At 35.8% G+C, this 14,587-nt stretch carries 16 protein-coding genes and 2 pseudogenes; 4 read left to right on the top strand and 14 right to left on the bottom strand.

Annotated elements, in window-relative coordinates; all coding sequences use genetic code 11:
- Positions 1–141 precede the first annotated feature (141 nt).
- From ACK3CR_RS25675 to ACK3CR_RS25640, 8 genes are all read right to left on the bottom strand, one after another.
- Positions 142–1,479, bottom strand: a complete 1,338-nt coding sequence (locus ACK3CR_RS25675; RefSeq protein ID WP_243515780.1) for an MFS transporter — start codon at positions 1,477–1,479, stop codon at positions 142–144.
- A 27-nt stretch (positions 1,480–1,506) separates the two neighbouring features.
- Complete coding sequence (locus ACK3CR_RS25670; protein ID WP_243521002.1) at positions 1,507–2,517, bottom strand: mannonate dehydratase; 1,011 nt, start codon at positions 2,515–2,517, stop codon at positions 1,507–1,509.
- An 86-nt stretch (positions 2,518–2,603) separates the two neighbouring features.
- The gene (locus tag ACK3CR_RS25665) at positions 2,604–3,254 is read right to left on the bottom strand and encodes a GntR family transcriptional regulator (protein WP_243515782.1); all 651 of its coding nucleotides are present in this window, start codon (positions 3,252–3,254) and stop codon (positions 2,604–2,606) included.
- 168 nt (positions 3,255–3,422) lie between these two features.
- The gene (locus tag ACK3CR_RS25660; RefSeq protein WP_488976303.1) at positions 3,423–3,830 is read right to left on the bottom strand and encodes a nuclear transport factor 2 family protein; all 408 of its coding nucleotides are present in this window, start codon (positions 3,828–3,830) and stop codon (positions 3,423–3,425) included.
- On the bottom strand, positions 3,827–4,291 hold the full coding sequence (locus ACK3CR_RS25655; protein WP_488976302.1) for a MarR family transcriptional regulator: 465 nt from the start codon (positions 4,289–4,291) through the stop codon (positions 3,827–3,829). Before ACK3CR_RS25655 ends, ACK3CR_RS25660 begins: the two co-directional genes overlap by 4 nt.
- Before the next feature lie 132 nt (positions 4,292–4,423).
- Positions 4,424–4,984 (bottom strand): DUF2812 domain-containing protein, encoded by a 561-nt coding sequence (locus ACK3CR_RS25650; protein WP_243515788.1) that lies wholly within the window; start codon positions 4,982–4,984, stop codon positions 4,424–4,426.
- Positions 4,977–5,300, bottom strand: a complete 324-nt coding sequence (locus tag ACK3CR_RS25645; protein ID WP_243515790.1) for a PadR family transcriptional regulator — start codon at positions 5,298–5,300, stop codon at positions 4,977–4,979. The genes ACK3CR_RS25650 and ACK3CR_RS25645 overlap by 8 nt, the downstream gene beginning before the upstream one ends.
- Before the next feature lie 148 nt (positions 5,301–5,448).
- Positions 5,449–6,060 (bottom strand): GntR family transcriptional regulator, encoded by a 612-nt coding sequence (locus ACK3CR_RS25640; protein WP_243521004.1) that lies wholly within the window; start codon positions 6,058–6,060, stop codon positions 5,449–5,451.
- Positions 6,061–6,303: 243 nt separating this feature from the next.
- Here ACK3CR_RS25640 and garR point away from each other — a divergent pair, with 243 nt between their 5' ends.
- The 3 genes from garR (at position 6,304) to ACK3CR_RS25625 (ending at position 10,025) form a co-directional block, all read left to right on the top strand.
- Positions 6,304–7,218 carry a 2-hydroxy-3-oxopropionate reductase gene (garR, locus tag ACK3CR_RS25635; protein ID WP_243515792.1) on the top strand — a complete coding sequence of 305 codons (915 nt, stop codon included), beginning with the start codon at positions 6,304–6,306 and terminating at the stop codon, positions 7,216–7,218.
- Positions 7,199–8,638, top strand: coding sequence for a four-carbon acid sugar kinase family protein (locus ACK3CR_RS25630; RefSeq protein ID WP_488976301.1), 1,440 nt, complete (start codon positions 7,199–7,201; stop codon positions 8,636–8,638). The genes garR and ACK3CR_RS25630 overlap by 20 nt, the downstream gene beginning before the upstream one ends.
- 67 nt (positions 8,639–8,705) lie before the next feature.
- A complete protein-coding gene (locus tag ACK3CR_RS25625; protein ID WP_243515803.1) occupies positions 8,706–10,025 on the top strand; it encodes a gluconate:H+ symporter in 1,320 nt (439 codons plus the stop codon).
- A gap of 40 nt (positions 10,026–10,065) precedes the next feature.
- Here the strand turns inward: ACK3CR_RS25625 and ACK3CR_RS25620 are convergent, their stop codons facing one another.
- The 6 genes and pseudogenes from ACK3CR_RS25620 to ACK3CR_RS25595 all read right to left on the bottom strand — a co-directional run bounded on the left by ACK3CR_RS25620 (position 10,066) and on the right by ACK3CR_RS25595 (position 13,589).
- Positions 10,066–10,344, bottom strand: a complete 279-nt coding sequence (locus tag ACK3CR_RS25620; RefSeq protein WP_488976299.1) for a hypothetical protein — start codon at positions 10,342–10,344, stop codon at positions 10,066–10,068.
- Positions 10,345–10,363: 19 nt separating this feature from the next.
- A complete protein-coding gene (locus ACK3CR_RS25615; RefSeq protein ID WP_243515807.1) occupies positions 10,364–10,807 on the bottom strand; it encodes a DUF5391 domain-containing protein in 444 nt (147 codons plus the stop codon).
- 179 nt (positions 10,808–10,986) lie between these two features.
- Positions 10,987–11,316 (bottom strand): annotated as a pseudogene (locus tag ACK3CR_RS25610) (nuclear transport factor 2 family protein); the annotation flags it as partial.
- 39 nt (positions 11,317–11,355) lie between these two features.
- Positions 11,356–11,808, bottom strand: a pseudogene (locus ACK3CR_RS25605) (GNAT family N-acetyltransferase); the annotation flags it as partial.
- An 11-nt stretch (positions 11,809–11,819) separates the two neighbouring features.
- Complete coding sequence (locus ACK3CR_RS25600; protein ID WP_328122992.1) at positions 11,820–12,521, bottom strand: YjjG family noncanonical pyrimidine nucleotidase; 702 nt, start codon at positions 12,519–12,521, stop codon at positions 11,820–11,822.
- Between the two features lie 228 nt (positions 12,522–12,749).
- Complete coding sequence (locus ACK3CR_RS25595; RefSeq protein ID WP_243515811.1) at positions 12,750–13,589, bottom strand: aldo/keto reductase; 840 nt, start codon at positions 13,587–13,589, stop codon at positions 12,750–12,752.
- A gap of 204 nt (positions 13,590–13,793) precedes the next feature.
- On the opposite strand from ACK3CR_RS25595, the gene ACK3CR_RS25590 reads away from it, so the two are divergent.
- The gene (locus tag ACK3CR_RS25590) at positions 13,794–14,564 is read left to right on the top strand and encodes an IclR family transcriptional regulator (RefSeq protein WP_243515813.1); all 771 of its coding nucleotides are present in this window, start codon (positions 13,794–13,796) and stop codon (positions 14,562–14,564) included.
- The last annotated feature ends 23 nt before the right edge of the window (positions 14,565–14,587 follow it).

The raw sequence follows: 14,587 nt of genomic DNA, 5'->3' as shown, positions 1-14,587 counted from the left end.
TATTTCTCATATATCTAAAAAAGTTTTTTATTTAGCATATGAATAAATTGCTAAACAAGGAATTGTAATGATATATTTTTATTGATAAGTTTTGTATGAGGGATGTGTAATGAAGATTTCACGGCCAATGAAGATGTTCATTCACATCTCTCTTTTTGTATCTTTTTCATCTTTTATGCTTAATGGTAGTTCTTCTTCAAGATCTATTTCGATTCTACGAATATTTCCAACGATAAAGATGTAAGATAAGGCACCAATCAAAACAATGATACAGATGAAAATGAGCGCTCCATTAAACGATTGAGTCTTTTGTAAAATGTATCCTATCGCAATAGGAGTGATAATGCCTGCCATATTTCCAATACAATTAAAGATCCCTCCGCTTAAGCCAAGCATCTGTTTTGGTGCAATCTCTCCTACAAGTGACCATGTCAATCCTGCCATTCCTTTTGCAAAGAAAGAAATAGACATAATCCCAATGATTAGAGTAATTGAATCTGTATAGTTCGCTAATACAATACTGCTTGCGAGAATAAAACCAATAATAATAGGAGTTTTTCTAGCAACAGATAATGATTTACCTTTACGTAATAGAAAATCTGATAAGTATCCTCCAACTAATCCACCAACGAATGCTGACAAATATGGAATTGAAGCAAAGAACCCTGCTTTAATAATGGACAAACCTTTCGCTTCAACAAGGTAAGTTGGAAACCATGTTAGAAAGAACCAAACAATTGTGTTTAGCGCAAACTGTCCAATATATATTCCAATAAGCTGTCTGTTTGTTAGCAAAACCTTTACATGCGCCCACTTTATTTTTTGTTTATCTTCTATATTAGCTAATCCGCCGCCGTCTTGGATATATTCCAACTCTGCCTTGTTCACACGAGGATGGTCTTTTGGATTACGTACAACCCCAAACCAAAATACTGCAAGAATTACCCCAGCTAATCCAGCCCATATAAAAACGTGATGCCAACCAAATGAATGTAAAATCCATGTAAGCACTGGAGTAAATAAAGCTAAACCAAAATATTGAGCAGAATTATAAATAGCTGTTGCGGACCCGCGCTCTTTTTGTGGGAACCACATAGTAGCCATTCGACTATTAGCAGGAAATGCCGGTGATTCAGTAAATCCCACAGCAAGACGTAACAAAAACAGCAGAATAAAACTTCCAACGAAACCATGCAAAACAGTAAACACTGACCATAGTAGGATGCCAATTCCGTAAACTTTGCGAGCTCCAAATCGATCGAGTAACCATCCACCAGGGATTTGCATAAAAGTGTAAGCCCAGCTAAATGCGGATAAGACAAGACCTAGCGACACAGCATCTAAATAAAGATCATCCTTCATAACCGGGGCTGCAACTCCAAGCGCTGCACGATCAATATAGTTGATAGCCGTTGCTGCAAACAACATAGATAAAATCATATATCTTACATTCGTCTTACGGGCGTATGAGTTATTCATTGTTAAAAGCCCCCACTTTTATTTATTTTATCCTTCAAACTCAACAAGGGCTGCAAGCAATGCTTTAATGTAGCCAACTGAATAAACATATCCAAGATTAGAATAGTTCCATTCAATACAAGTATTTGGCCAATGTCCATCAATATCTGGTTCTACTCCCTCTAAAATTGGAACGTGATCTGGATTTAGACAACCATTAAACCCTACCTTGCGTAACTCTAGTAGAATTTTGAACATATTTAAATCCCCATCATCTAGTAAAGCTTCTTCAAAGGCTCCAGCTGTAGGAAGACTTCCTCTTACATTTCTGAAATGAACTAAAAATATTTTCCCCTTTCGTCCGTAATGATTGATTTCATCTAGAACGAGCGAACTCCCTCCTTCCTCAGCTCGTGTTCCAACACAATAGACATACCCTACATTCTTACTTGGAAAAGCATCTATAACCCGATGGTAACCAAGGCCACCAAAGGGTGTATCAGGGTGTGGAGAATCTGAAGGATGCATTCCCAAAAGAACATTTGACTCCTCTGCAGCAGGAACTAATTCCCCATATGCAGCGCAGAACTGACTCCACCATTTTTCGTGTTCTTCTAGTGTAGGCGTAGGATGTTCTTCTTTTGTAAAACCAAGGCTCTCCCCTCTAGTAATAGCACCTCCCCTATGAACCGCTGTATATGGCGTTGTTAAATACGGAAAAGTATCGCCTTCTAACCTTTGTCTAGTAATAGAAATCCCTGCTTCCCCAAATACCTTTAACGCAGTACATGCATTTTCTAACTCTCGTTCACTTCCGGGGCGATTATTCATAAATTTTTCTGTTAGATTTGGTAAAGTGACACGATTAATTTCAAGCCCAAAGGAACGTACTCTCTTTTTCAACTTTAATAACTCATCTAGATCAGGGTAACCTTGTTCACTAACACCAACAAAAGAAGATCCTTTTCCAAAGTCAAGGCAATCTACACCGATTTGACTGAGTTGCTTCAAATCCCTATCTGATAAATCCGTACGGTTTGTCGTAATAGAAACTTTCATCAACTTAAATCCCTCCCTAATAATGAACATGTATGTTAACGCTTTCAAAAAAACTGTTTTAGTTCACCCCCTTCAAAATGAATTTTTCACATTCTGTTTTCATCGAAGAATTTCATAATGTGATCTCTAAATGCCGTTTGAGCCTTTTCTATATCTTTAGATTCTAGAATTTCAATCAATTTTTTATGATTCTCATATGTTTCAATATGTTTATCTTCAATTGTAGGATGTACTACGGCAATAAAACGACGAATATGCCCACTTAACATATTCCATATTCTTATATAGATTTCGCTCCCTCCCCACTCGATAAGTTTCCAGTGAAATTTAGCATCTAGTGCAGAAAGAGCTCCATAATCCGATTGTTGATTTTTCATTTCCTCAATAATGTCATAAAGCTCACCAAAGTGCCTACGCGAAAGTGTAGGAAGAATAAGTTTAATAACGGTTGTTTCAATCTGAGCTCGAAGTGTGTAAATATGGTGGATCTCTGACATATCAATCTCTGTTACAAATGCTCCTTTATATTTAATCGATTCTACAAGCCCTTCCTCTTCAAGTCCTCTAAGGGCCTCTCGTACAGGTACTTGACTAGTCCCGAACTTTTTAGCAATCTCTGTCTCAATAATTCTCTCTCCAGGCTTTAATCTATTTAAAATAATTTCATTTCTTAACTCTTGTCTCACTTTATCTTTTAAAGAAGGAGCTAATATTGTTCTCTTATTTATCATTTCCATTTGAGCACTCCTTAAATAGAGTAGTATAAATGTTTATATATAATTAACCATATTATATATAATCTGTTATATTATATATAATAATATTATGAATATTTTGTCAAGTCATCTGGCGATCTTTTAATAAATTAAAAAAACCAGCATATTTAATAATACTGGTTTACCTATTTACAACTCGTTTACCCTTCCAATGTCACCAAATTCTTCTTTATTTTTTAATGGACATGTTAATTCATGACACTTTACAATCTTTCCATTAATTAGTATAAAGATAGCAATAACTTCTACTTTTCCCTTTTCACCTGTTTTCTTCTCTATGTTAACATCGTATCTTAATGTGACAGCGCCTTCTTCCTCATCATATAAAAAGTGATAAAAAGGTGATTGTGAAAGAGATTTTACGATTCTTTTTAACGTAAGTAAGTGGTTTAAAAACTCGTTTAAGTTGGATTGTACTCCGTCTGTTACTTGGATATAATCTGGTGAGAAATACTGAGAAACTTTATTAACATTTAAATCTAATAAGACATCTTTATACATGTTCGACAAAAACGTATATACTTCATTTTTATTCATTTTCTATTCTCCTCACTAATTGTTTCTGTCCATCTTTTTAAGAACTTTGTAATCACAGTAAGCTCTTCTTTATTGAATTCCTCAAACAAATCATAATATCTTTGTTCTGCTTTCATATGTAGCTCTTTATGTAAAAGAGCTAGCTTTTTTCCTTCATCTGTTAAACAATAATAAATAGATTTCCGGTCGTCTTCTTTATACTTTCGAACAATCATCTCTTTCTCTAATAAAAGTTTTACCGCTTTTGTAACTGCAGGCTTTGTAATATGTAGATTTCTAGAGAGAAAGGTGTTGTTTGCTTCTGTGGGATAATCTGAAATAAGCGCTAAAATATGCAACTGAGTGAGCGTCCATTTCCCTTTTAATTCATCTATTCCAGTTGAAGACTTCGCTACTTTCTCTTTCTGGGTAATAAACTGTTCAATGGCTTTTAATGCTTCCTGTTTTTGTGTAGAATTCATTGCTCTCCCCCTAAAATTATTAACTGGTTAATATTTTTAGTTTACTGGTTAACTTTAATGAAGTCAATTTTAATATAAAAAACCAACTCCTTATTTAGGACTTGGCTCTTTGGTAAGAAATATAACTTATAGTTATATTAATGATTTATAGACTTTTCGATGTTTAAAGTAATCAGCAATGTTTTTAACGGCTGCAAACAGTACAAACATACCTGCTCCACCAAAGGAGGATGTCTCAAAAGCCCTCCACAAGGTGAATAAAATCCCCATTCCTAATATACACAATCCACTATATAATAAACTTGCCTTCATTCTTCTTTTTTCTCTTCCTTGATAAGACTCCTTATCTGAAAAAATATCCCGATCTGCTTCACTAGAGTTTGTATAAAAGATATGCTTCATGTAGGAGGTGTCCTTGGCTAATGGCTGCCACTCAGCCTCTTCAAAAAGACTTTGATAATCTTCGAAATCTCTTTTTTTTATAAACAAACGATAATCAATTTTATAGACAACGTTTTTCTTCTCTTCCTCACTCGCTAAACGAAATATGTATTGGCACTCTTCTACATCTTCTGAGCCGTACTCTTTTAATATCCATCCTTCAGCAAGCATTTCCCCTAGCCATTTCTCTTCTTTTTCAAAGTTCGTAAACCTTTTACTGATTTTCTTAATATCTGTTCTCTTCTTAAACATCTTCGTTCTCCTCATTTACAATTTTATTGGTAAAACTAAGCATGTTTTGAAATCTTCTAAACTCTAGCTCAAAAGCTTCCCTGCCTTTTTCGGTTATTGCATATGTTTTCTTTTTGCGGCTTTCTTTTTCTTCTTTTACTGTTTCAATAAGCTTTTGTTTTTGTAAGTTATTTACTACCCCATAAAGAGTACCTGGAGCAATAATAAATGCCCCTTCACTTACTTCTTCTATTTTTTTAATAATACCGTATCCGTGCAATGGTCCTTGATAAAGAGCAAGGAGCACTAAGTAAGTAGATTCTGATAAAGGATTCATTGTTCACCACCATATAATGACTGTCGATATATCGTTACTCATAATATAGTAAACAATATATCGACAGTCAAGCTATTTTTAACCTTTTATTGGTATAAATTCAAATAAAAGAAAAGACATCCACTTTAAAAGTAGACGTCTTTTCTCTCTAGTTATGAAGCAAATGCAGACAAAAATCTAAGTCTTTTTGCAAGTGACTTCTCATCAGTTCTGCTGCTTTATCCATTTCTCGACTCCTAATTGCTTGATAAATCTCTTCATGTTCCTCAATAAGGAACGGTCTGTTATAAGAAACAACCGTTCGGCGGAAAAGATAGATGATAGACTGCATCCGATCAATTGTATCAATTAGTACCTCATTTCCACTTTTTTGAACGATAATTTGATGAAAACGTTCATTTGCTTCCATAATTTCTTCATATGAACCGTTTTTTCCTGTTTCTACGCATTGAAGCAAAGCATCTAGATCTTCTTGTGAAGCATATGTTGCTGCACTTTTAGCTGCATGACCCTCTAGGAGCATGCGTACCTGAAAAATATCGCGTAAGTTCTTTTCCGTTGGTTTTAGAACTTTCTTCTTCACAATAAGCCCTTCATATTCTAATCTTCTAATGGATTCTCGAATGGGGGTACGGCTAAATCCTAAATCATTAGCCAATTTTTCTTCGGTGATCTTTGTACCACTCGCTAATTCACCACTCAATATCTTATCTCGAATAAGTTCATATGATTGATGATTTGCTTTCTTCTTTTCATTCATCAATGTTAATCCACCTTTTGTTTATAAAAAATTCCCTTCACTCATGGAATGGCTAGTTTCCTTAATCATACCAAAAATAAAGTAAAAGACAATCATATCCCTCTCTTTAGCGCCAAAAAAGAATACAAATTAAAAATAAATGTATACATTTTTAATAAAATTGTATACAAAAATGAATATTTATGTTTAAATAATTATTGAAAACGGATACAACAAAATGAACTAAGTTCGGAGGTTGTTAAAATGAAAAAGCAAATTGGATTTATCGGTTTAGGGATTATGGGAAAACCGATGGCACTTAACTTATTAAAAGCAGGGCAAACAGTTATTGCCTACGATATAAATAAAGAAGCAGTACAAGAGGTTGTTAGCTTAGGCGGAGTAGACGCTACATCTCTTGAGGAAGTAGCAAAGCAAAGTGATGTCATTATTACAATGCTTCCAAGTGCCAAACATGTTAAAGAAGTCGTGCTTGGGGAAGCTGGACTTATTCATTACGCAAAAGCAGGAACAATTATAATTGATATGAGCTCTCTATCTCCCGTAGACAGTCTTAAAATTGCGACAGCTCTTGAGCAAAAAGAGATGGCTATGCTTGATGCCCCTGTTAGTGGTGGAGAACCAAAAGCAATTGATGGAACACTTTCTATTATGGTCGGTGGAAAGCCAGAGCATTTTGAAAGCGTTAAACCTATTTTTGATACGCTAGGTGAAAATACGATCCTGGTTGGAGACAATGGAAGCGGTGCTACAGCAAAGCTTGCAAATCAGGTTATCGTAAACTTGAACATTGCTGCTATGTCTGAAGCACTTGTGCTAGCTACAAAAGCAGGAATTGACGTAAAAAAAATGTATGAAGCCATCCGTGGAGGGCTTGCAGGAAGCGCTGTTCTGGACGCTAAAGTTCCGCTCATTTTAGAACGAAATTTCGTACCAGGTGGACGAATTGATATTAACATGAAAGACATTACAAATGTAATGGATACTGCTCATAGTATTGGTGTCCCCCTCCCGCTTACAAGTCAGCTTCTTGAGATTTTCCACGCCTTAACAGTAGATGGAAAATCAAGGGATGATCATGGAGGCATTGTTCAATATTATGAAAAGCTAGCAAATGTAGAAGTTGGAGGGAAGAACGTTGAAAGTACAAAACTCTAAACAATTAAGAGAAGTAAAATCTACTTTAAACAATATCCCATCTCTTGAAACATCCAAAGTGCAAAAACAGCTTCAAGGCGAGCTTTCAACATTAAACAAGAAAATCATTGTCCTTGATGATGATCCAACAGGTGTTCAAACAGTAAACAATATTTCTGTTTACACAGATTGGTCAGTAGAAAGCATTAAAAAAGGGTTTTTAGAAAAAAACAGCATGTTTTTTATCCTTACAAATTCACGAGCTTTTTCCGCTTCTAAAACAGAAGAAGAACACCAAAAGATTGCTGAACATATCGCAATAGTTGCGAAGGAGTTAAATAAGGAGTTCATCATTATAAGCCGTGGTGATTCAACCCTTCGAGGTCATTATCCACTTGAAACTGAAGTATTAAAAGAAACAGTGGAAAACAAAACAAACCTGACGTTTGATGGTGAAGTTATTTTCCCTTTCTTTAAAGAAGGCGGCCGCTACACTATCGATAATATTCACTATGTTCAAGATGGAGAAACTCTTGTACCTGCTGGTGAAACTGAATTTGCTAAAGACCGCACATTCGGTTATAAAAGCTCTCATCTAGGAGAGTGGATTGAAGAAAAAACGGAGGGCAGGTTTACAGCAGAAAACGCAACATATTTAACATTAGAACATATTCGAGCATGGGACATTGACTATCTTACAGAACAGCTCCTCAAAGTAAAAGACTTCAATAAAGTTATTGTAAATGCTGTAGAGTATGTTGATGTAATGGTCGTAACAATTGCCCTTATTAGAGCTATGAAAAACGGCAAAAATTATATGTTCCGCACTGCTGCTGCCATTACAAAAATTATTGGTGGAGTAGCTGACCGTGGTTTACTAACGAAAAGTGAACTTGTTGAATCATCTGAACATGGTGGCCTTATTTTAATCGGTTCTCATGTACAAAAAACAACTCAGCAACTTGAGCAGTTAAAACAATGTGAGTTCATCAACTTCATCCAATTTGATACACATCTTGTCTTACATGCTGAAGAATTTGAAAAAGAACGAGACCGTGTTTTACATCAATGTGAACAGCTCATTGCTGATGGAAAGACAGTAGCTGTTTATACACGAAGAGAACGACTTGATCTTGGAGAAAACAAAAAAGAAGAGGAGCTTGAGCTTTCTGTTAAGATTTCAGAAGCTGTTACAAGCATTGTCAAACTCTTAAAAGTGAAGCCTCGATTTATCATTGCTAAAGGTGGAATAACATCTAGTGACATTGGAGTTAATGGTCTTTCTGTACAGTGTGCTACTGTTGCAGGTCAAATTAAACCAGGTATCCCCGTTTGGTTAACAGGTGAAGAAAGTAAATTCCCGCACATGGCTTATATTATCTTCCCTGGAAATGTTGGAGAAGTTTCTACATTAAGAGAAGTTGTCGAAATGCTTTCATAATGATAAAAGGCATCTATTAGGCTGCTAGTTTAATAGATGCTATATCTTACAACTTAGGAGGTACAACATGCCTATTGTTATCATCTGTATTGGAGTAGCCTTACTTCTACTTCTTATCACAGTTTTCAGATTAAATGCGTTTATCTCTCTTATCATTGTTTCCATTCTAGTTGGAATTATGGAGGGAATGGCTCCTCTTGAAGCACTAGAATCTGTAAAAAATGGATTAGGGGCAACGCTTGGGGATTTAGCTCTTGTTCTTGGCTTTGGAACAATGCTTGGGAAGTTAATGGCTGATTCTGGTGGAGCTCAGCGTATTGCAGATACGTTAATCGCTAAGTTTGGAGAAAATAGAGTTCAGCTTGCGACCGTTATTACTGCTTTTGTTGTTGGGATTGCTTTGTTTTATGAAACCGGATTCATCGTACTCATTCCACTTGTTTTTACAGTTGCTATTAGCGCTGGATTACCTGTTTTATATATCGGAATGCCCGTTGTAGCCGCTCTCATTACGGTGCACGGATTCGTTCCTCCGCACCCAGGACCGACAGCTATTGCAGTCATTTTCCATGCAAACATTGGCAAAATGTTGCTCGTTGGCATCCTGACAGCTATTCCTGCTGTGTTAATCGGTGGCGTTTTATATACAAAAATGTTCAAAAAGGAAAATCTACACTGTAATATTCCAAAAGAGCTTTTCAATCCAAAAAAGCTTACTGATAAAGAAATGCCTGGATTTGGAGTTAGCGTTTTCACTTCTCTAATTCCTGTTATTTTAATGTTTATCCATGCATTTGTTGAGATCTTTTTCCCAAAATCTCCTTTATTACACTATGTCGGTTTTATCGGCGACCCAGCAATTGCTTTATTAATTGCCGTTCTTCTTGGAATATTTACCTTTGGACTTCATAAAGGGAAAACAATGGACTCTGTCATGAAAACGGTAACAGAATCTATCACATCCATTGCGATGATTCTGCTTATTATCGGTGGAGGCGGAGCATTTAAACAAATTTTAATTGATAGTAAAGTTGATCAATACATTGCTCATCTTATGGAAGGAACGAATCTTTCTCCCCTCCTGCTCACATGGTTAATTGCAGCCATTCTTCGTGTTTCTCTTGGTTCTGCGACAGTAGCAGGCCTAACTGCAGCAGGAATTGCGGCCCCGCTTGTAAATGTTTCAGGAGTTAGCCCTGAGCTTATGGCATTAGCTGCTGGGGCTGGTAGTATTACATTTTCACATGTAAATGATGCAGGATTTTGGATTTATAAAGAGTACTTTAATTTATCCATTGGACAAACGATTAAAACATGGTCTGTTATGGTTACGATCATTTCACTCGTTGGATTAGGGTGTGTGCTCCTGCTAAATATATTTATGTAATTTCCTCATAAAAAGGCAGCTATCAAGCTGCCTTTTTATTTTACCCAATAAACCATACTCCCCCTGCTCCTGATACAAGGAGCAGACCAAATAGAAAGGCCACCGACCTAAACACCATTTGGTAGCTTCTTGGTTTAACGATTTTTTTACAACACCAGAGGAGAGCAACGGATGGTAAAGTTACAAGAGTTAATGTGCCACCTTCCCATAATAGAGTATTGAAAAACTTATCATCAAATTGTTTTGAAAGAGCATCTGAAAAAGCTGGGTAACTTAAAGCAAGCAGTAAAAGGCACATAATTAATTTTACAAACATCAACAAATCTTTCCCTTCTAAGTTAACGTTCTATTTGTGAATCAAAAGACACTTCCGCTGCTTCTTTTGGAGTACGAAAAGCAATGAAAAACCACATAAAGTTAACCATAAAAGATAAGATACATGTTGCAATAATTTCAATTAAATATGGAAAAGGAGAAGTCCCTAAACTCATCAAGAGTACAGATGCAATAAAGACAATATGAGTAAGGATTCCCATGCTACAGAGAATAGCCATAACAATGGTCATTCCTTTAACATTTATAATATATAACAAAAGGGGCACAAGATAGAAAGCAAGAATCATGCCAATAGCTGACCACATTCCTGCTGTTCCAAATTCATTAGCATGCTCTCCAGTATCAGATAAAGGTGAGAGTGAAGTAAAGACGATGAGGAGACAATACAAAACGGCAGAAAGGATTGTTGTAATAATAACTCCATTTTTTGAGGACTTTTCGATCATTAAAAGCTACTCCTTTTCTATTATTAATTTTAAATATCGACTTATTTTTCTTCTTACTATTACTTACGAATGAAAGGTAAAGTTGTTTCAATAAATATCCTTTTTATCCAAACAACTGTAAATAAGTTGAATTTTTAAAAGAAGATAGAAAAAAAGCTGTCTTTTTACAAAAAGACAGCTTAACTTATGACAGCACTACAATGACCTGCAACAACTTGAAGTGTTCCATTTTGTTCTTTCCATACTCTTGAATAACTCATCTCGTGATTTATTTCTTGCTCTCCGACTGTTCCTTGAAGGAATGCTTTGGTAGAGGTAACAGCAACATCTCCTAAAAGCTTTATCACTTGCTCTCCAATCTCAATCTTTGAGAATTTTAGGATTTCAGAACGGTAAGCAGCAAGGTCATCTTGTTTTGTTAAAAATTGTCCAAAATGATTTACAAATACTAATTCGTCAGCAAGAAGAGACTCAAGACTTTCTACATCCCCTTCAACCATAGCTACTCTTAGTTTTTCCTCATACTGCCCAACTCTAGCCTTGTTCATTATTTCTTTCGTCATAAACATACTATAGGGATCTTCTGTATACTGTGCAAAAGGGGCACAGTAACGAAATCCAAAGTTTTCATAAAGCTTTCTTGCTGGGATAAATGCCTCCATTGCTCCTGTTTCCAAACTGACTCTACTATAGCCTCTTTTGCTTGCTTCCTCTAGAATATGTTGAAGCATTCTCTTTCCTGCACCTTTTCTTCGATGAACAGATCCTGTTCTCATTGATTTAATCTCTCCGTGATTTTCATCAAGCTCTTTTAATGCTCCACACCCAAGCAACTCTCCATTTTCCCAAATGCTCCAGAATGTAATATCGTTTGTTTTTAACTTCGCGACATCTAAAGCATGGATACTTTCTGGTGGAGAATGCTCTGTCATATTATTCAGATGTTCTGAAATAAGCTCTTTGACCCTAACATCTTCTAAATCATCTTTCTTGATATCCAATTCCTCACTCCTTACCGCACAGAAGTACTCGTTAAAAGTAGATCATATAACTCATCAAGTTTTGCGATTTCGTATGTTGGAACAATTCCTTTATTGCTTTTTCCTTCCTGATTAAACCAACATGTATCAATCCCGGCAGCAAGCCCGCCCTTAATATCTGCACTCAGTGAATCACCAATAATTAACGTCTGTGCTAAATTATGTCCTTGTATTCTTTTAAATACATAGTTAAAGTATTCTTTCATTGGCTTCTGAAATCCTGTATCTTCAGAAACAAAAATACCTTTAAAAAATGGATAAAGCTTCGAGTCCTTGAGGCGTTTGTATTGAGTTGAAGAAATACCATTCGTAACAACGTATAAGTCGTAGTATTTGGAGAGTTTTTCAATTAAAGAAAAGGCTCCATCAATCAGGTCATGTCCCTGTTCTAAATAACTTTTGTAACTCTCTTGTAGATGTGCTCCATCTGCTTCTTTTCCGTACTCCTTTAACAAAAGTGAGAACCTTGTATTAACAACTTCATCACGCGCTAATTCTCCGTTTTCATACGCTTGCCAAAGACGGTCATTAATCTCCTTATAGCGAACTTTTACGGCTTCTGTTAAAGGAAAGCCATGTTCGTTGAACAGAAGAGATAATGCCTGTTTCTCAGCTGCTTTAAAGTCTAATAATGTTTCATCTACATCAAATAAAAGTGTTTTATATGCCTTCATGTTCCCATCTCCAGTTTGTTTATTGTGCACTCTTTTATTAGAACAGAAGATGAAAGTTTTGAAAACTATAATAACCCTCCCTTTAGAAAAAGGAGGGTTTAATTATAGTTAGGCAAATAAGCCGGAATAGGTGTATTTAACATTGAGACTGGATTTTAATGTGGATTATTTTGAGAAAAAACTTGCAAAAAACAGACTAGACGCTTTTGTCTAGTCTGTTTTTTTCCCTTATTCAAACCCCTTTGTTAATGTGTCTGGATGTGATCCAGCACGGCTATCTTGGTTTAAGCTATCAATCTTCTCGACTTCCTCTTGGGAAAGCTCAAAATCGAAGACATCAGCGTTTTCAATAATTCGGTGCTCTTTTGTGGATTTAGGAATAGTAATCACTCCATGTTGAAGATCCCAGCGCAAAATAACTTGTGCAACAGACTTGTTGTATTTCTCTGCAATTTCTTTTAATAAAGGCTCATCAAGAAGCTGTCCCTGTTTTAAAGGTGACCATGCTTCAAGGGCAATTCCTTGCTCTTTACAAAAAGCTAGAAGCTCTTTTTGAGTCAAATGTGGATGGAATTCAACTTGGTTAACCATTGGTTTCACTTCTGCCTCACTCATTAAATCTTCTAAATGGTGAACTTGAAAGTTACTTACACCAATAGCGCGAATTTTTCCATCTTTATAAAGTTTCTCAAAAGCTTTCCATGTGTCTTTATATTTATCTTTTCCAGGCCAGTGAATCAAATAAAGATCAAGATAATCAAGACCGAGTTTTTCCATACTTGTCTCAAAAGCTTTTAATGTCTTCTCATACCCTTGCTCACTGTTCCAGAGCTTTGTTGTTATAAAAAGATCTTCACGAGGAATTCCAGATTCCTTAATGGCTTTTCCAACTCCTTCTTCGTTTCCATAGATAGCTGCTGTATCAATGCTAATATATCCATTCCGTAGTGCTGCTTTTACAGATTCTACAACTTCTTCTCCTTCTTCTACTTTAAAAACTCCAAGTCCCATCCACGGCATTTTCACACCGTTATGTAGCGTTGTTGTGTCTTTTAAGCTATTTGGCATCTCTTATTCCTCCTAGATTTTGATATTTTTCTTTACCCCAAATTATTACAAGTTAACATATTCAACACTTCTGAGTCTCCTCACCTCCTATAATAAAATTTACAAAGTTATTTCCATACTTTATCATAAAGGAAAGAATAATTTGAAACATCATAAGACTATAACTAGCAAGTACTATACCAACTATAAAAGAGGTAGAATACAATGCCAAATGTTCAATCCGTTGAACGAGCTCTGACTATTTTAAATAAACTTTCAGAGTATCCAGAAGGAATTCAAATCACGCGCCTAGCTGAGCAAGTTGGATTAACTAAAAGTACGCTTCATCGCCTTCTAGCAACCTTATCTAACTTGAACTACGTTGTGAAAGATGAAGAAACAGACAAATATAAGCTTGGGCTTCAAGTGGTCTTTCTTTCCCGAAATTTACTCAATGATTCAAGCATTGTGAGCGTTGCAAGACCTTATCTAAGAAAACTAGGTCAAGAAGTAAATGAGACTATTCATTTATGTATTGAAGATAATGGAGAAGTTCTTTATATTGATAAAATTGAAAGCAACCAAGCTGTACAAATGTATTCCCGTATTGGTAGTAGAGCGCCTGTTTACTGCACAGGTGTTGGAAAAGTACTTCTATCTGACATGAATGAAGAGCGGGTAAATGAGATTCTTGCTCATACTGAATTCATCCCCAAAACGCCTACAACTATCACTTCAAAAGAAGCTTTGCTAGCTGAAATTAAACAAGTGAACAAGCAAGGTTATGCGTTAGATAATGCTGAAAATGAAGCTGTTATAAGGTGTATTGCAGCTCCTATTTATGATCATACAGGACATGTTGTTGCAAGCTTCAGCATCTCAGGTCCAAGCAATAGAGTGACGAAGGAAGCTATCCAAACCAACCTTATTTATAAAGTGAAACAATATACAAAGGAAATCTCAAAAAGTTTAGGTTATCAAGGCACTTATAAATAAAAAGGCATTCTCAAAAGGCGAGA

The sequence above is a fragment of the Priestia sp. TRM10 genome (assembly GCF_057808375.1).
This window is presented reverse-complemented; position numbering and strand designations above follow the sequence as displayed.

Bases quoted from the DNA above. Each gene is read 5' to 3' on its own strand.
- ACK3CR_RS25650 (WP_243515788.1), bottom strand. From the start codon at position 4,984: ATGTTTAAGAAGAGAACAGATATTAAGAAAATCAGTAAAAGGTTTACG.
- ACK3CR_RS25590 (WP_243515813.1), top strand. From the start codon at position 13,794: ATGCCAAATGTTCAATCCGTTGAACGAGCTCTGACTATTTTAAATAAA.
- ACK3CR_RS25665 (WP_243515782.1), bottom strand. From the start codon at position 3,254: ATGGAAATGATAAATAAGAGAACAATATTAGCTCCTTCTTTAAAAGAT.
- ACK3CR_RS25660 (WP_488976303.1), bottom strand. From the start codon at position 3,830: ATGAATAAAAATGAAGTATATACGTTTTTGTCGAACATGTATAAAGAT.
- ACK3CR_RS25655 (WP_488976302.1), bottom strand. From the start codon at position 4,291: ATGAATTCTACACAAAAACAGGAAGCATTAAAAGCCATTGAACAGTTT.
- ACK3CR_RS25640 (WP_243521004.1), bottom strand. From the start codon at position 6,060: ATGAATGAAAAGAAGAAAGCAAATCATCAATCATATGAACTTATTCGA.
- ACK3CR_RS25600 (WP_328122992.1), bottom strand. From the start codon at position 12,521: ATGAAGGCATATAAAACACTTTTATTTGATGTAGATGAAACATTATTA.
- ACK3CR_RS25675 (WP_243515780.1), bottom strand. From the start codon at position 1,479: ATGAATAACTCATACGCCCGTAAGACGAATGTAAGATATATGATTTTA.
- ACK3CR_RS25645 (WP_243515790.1), bottom strand. From the start codon at position 5,300: ATGAATCCTTTATCAGAATCTACTTACTTAGTGCTCCTTGCTCTTTAT.
- ACK3CR_RS25615 (WP_243515807.1), bottom strand. From the start codon at position 10,807: ATGATCGAAAAGTCCTCAAAAAATGGAGTTATTATTACAACAATCCTT.
- ACK3CR_RS25670 (WP_243521002.1), bottom strand. From the start codon at position 2,517: ATGAAAGTTTCTATTACGACAAACCGTACGGATTTATCAGATAGGGAT.
- ACK3CR_RS25625 (WP_243515803.1), top strand. From the start codon at position 8,706: ATGCCTATTGTTATCATCTGTATTGGAGTAGCCTTACTTCTACTTCTT.
- ACK3CR_RS25595 (WP_243515811.1), bottom strand. From the start codon at position 13,589: ATGCCAAATAGCTTAAAAGACACAACAACGCTACATAACGGTGTGAAA.
- garR (WP_243515792.1), top strand. From the start codon at position 6,304: ATGAAAAAGCAAATTGGATTTATCGGTTTAGGGATTATGGGAAAACCG.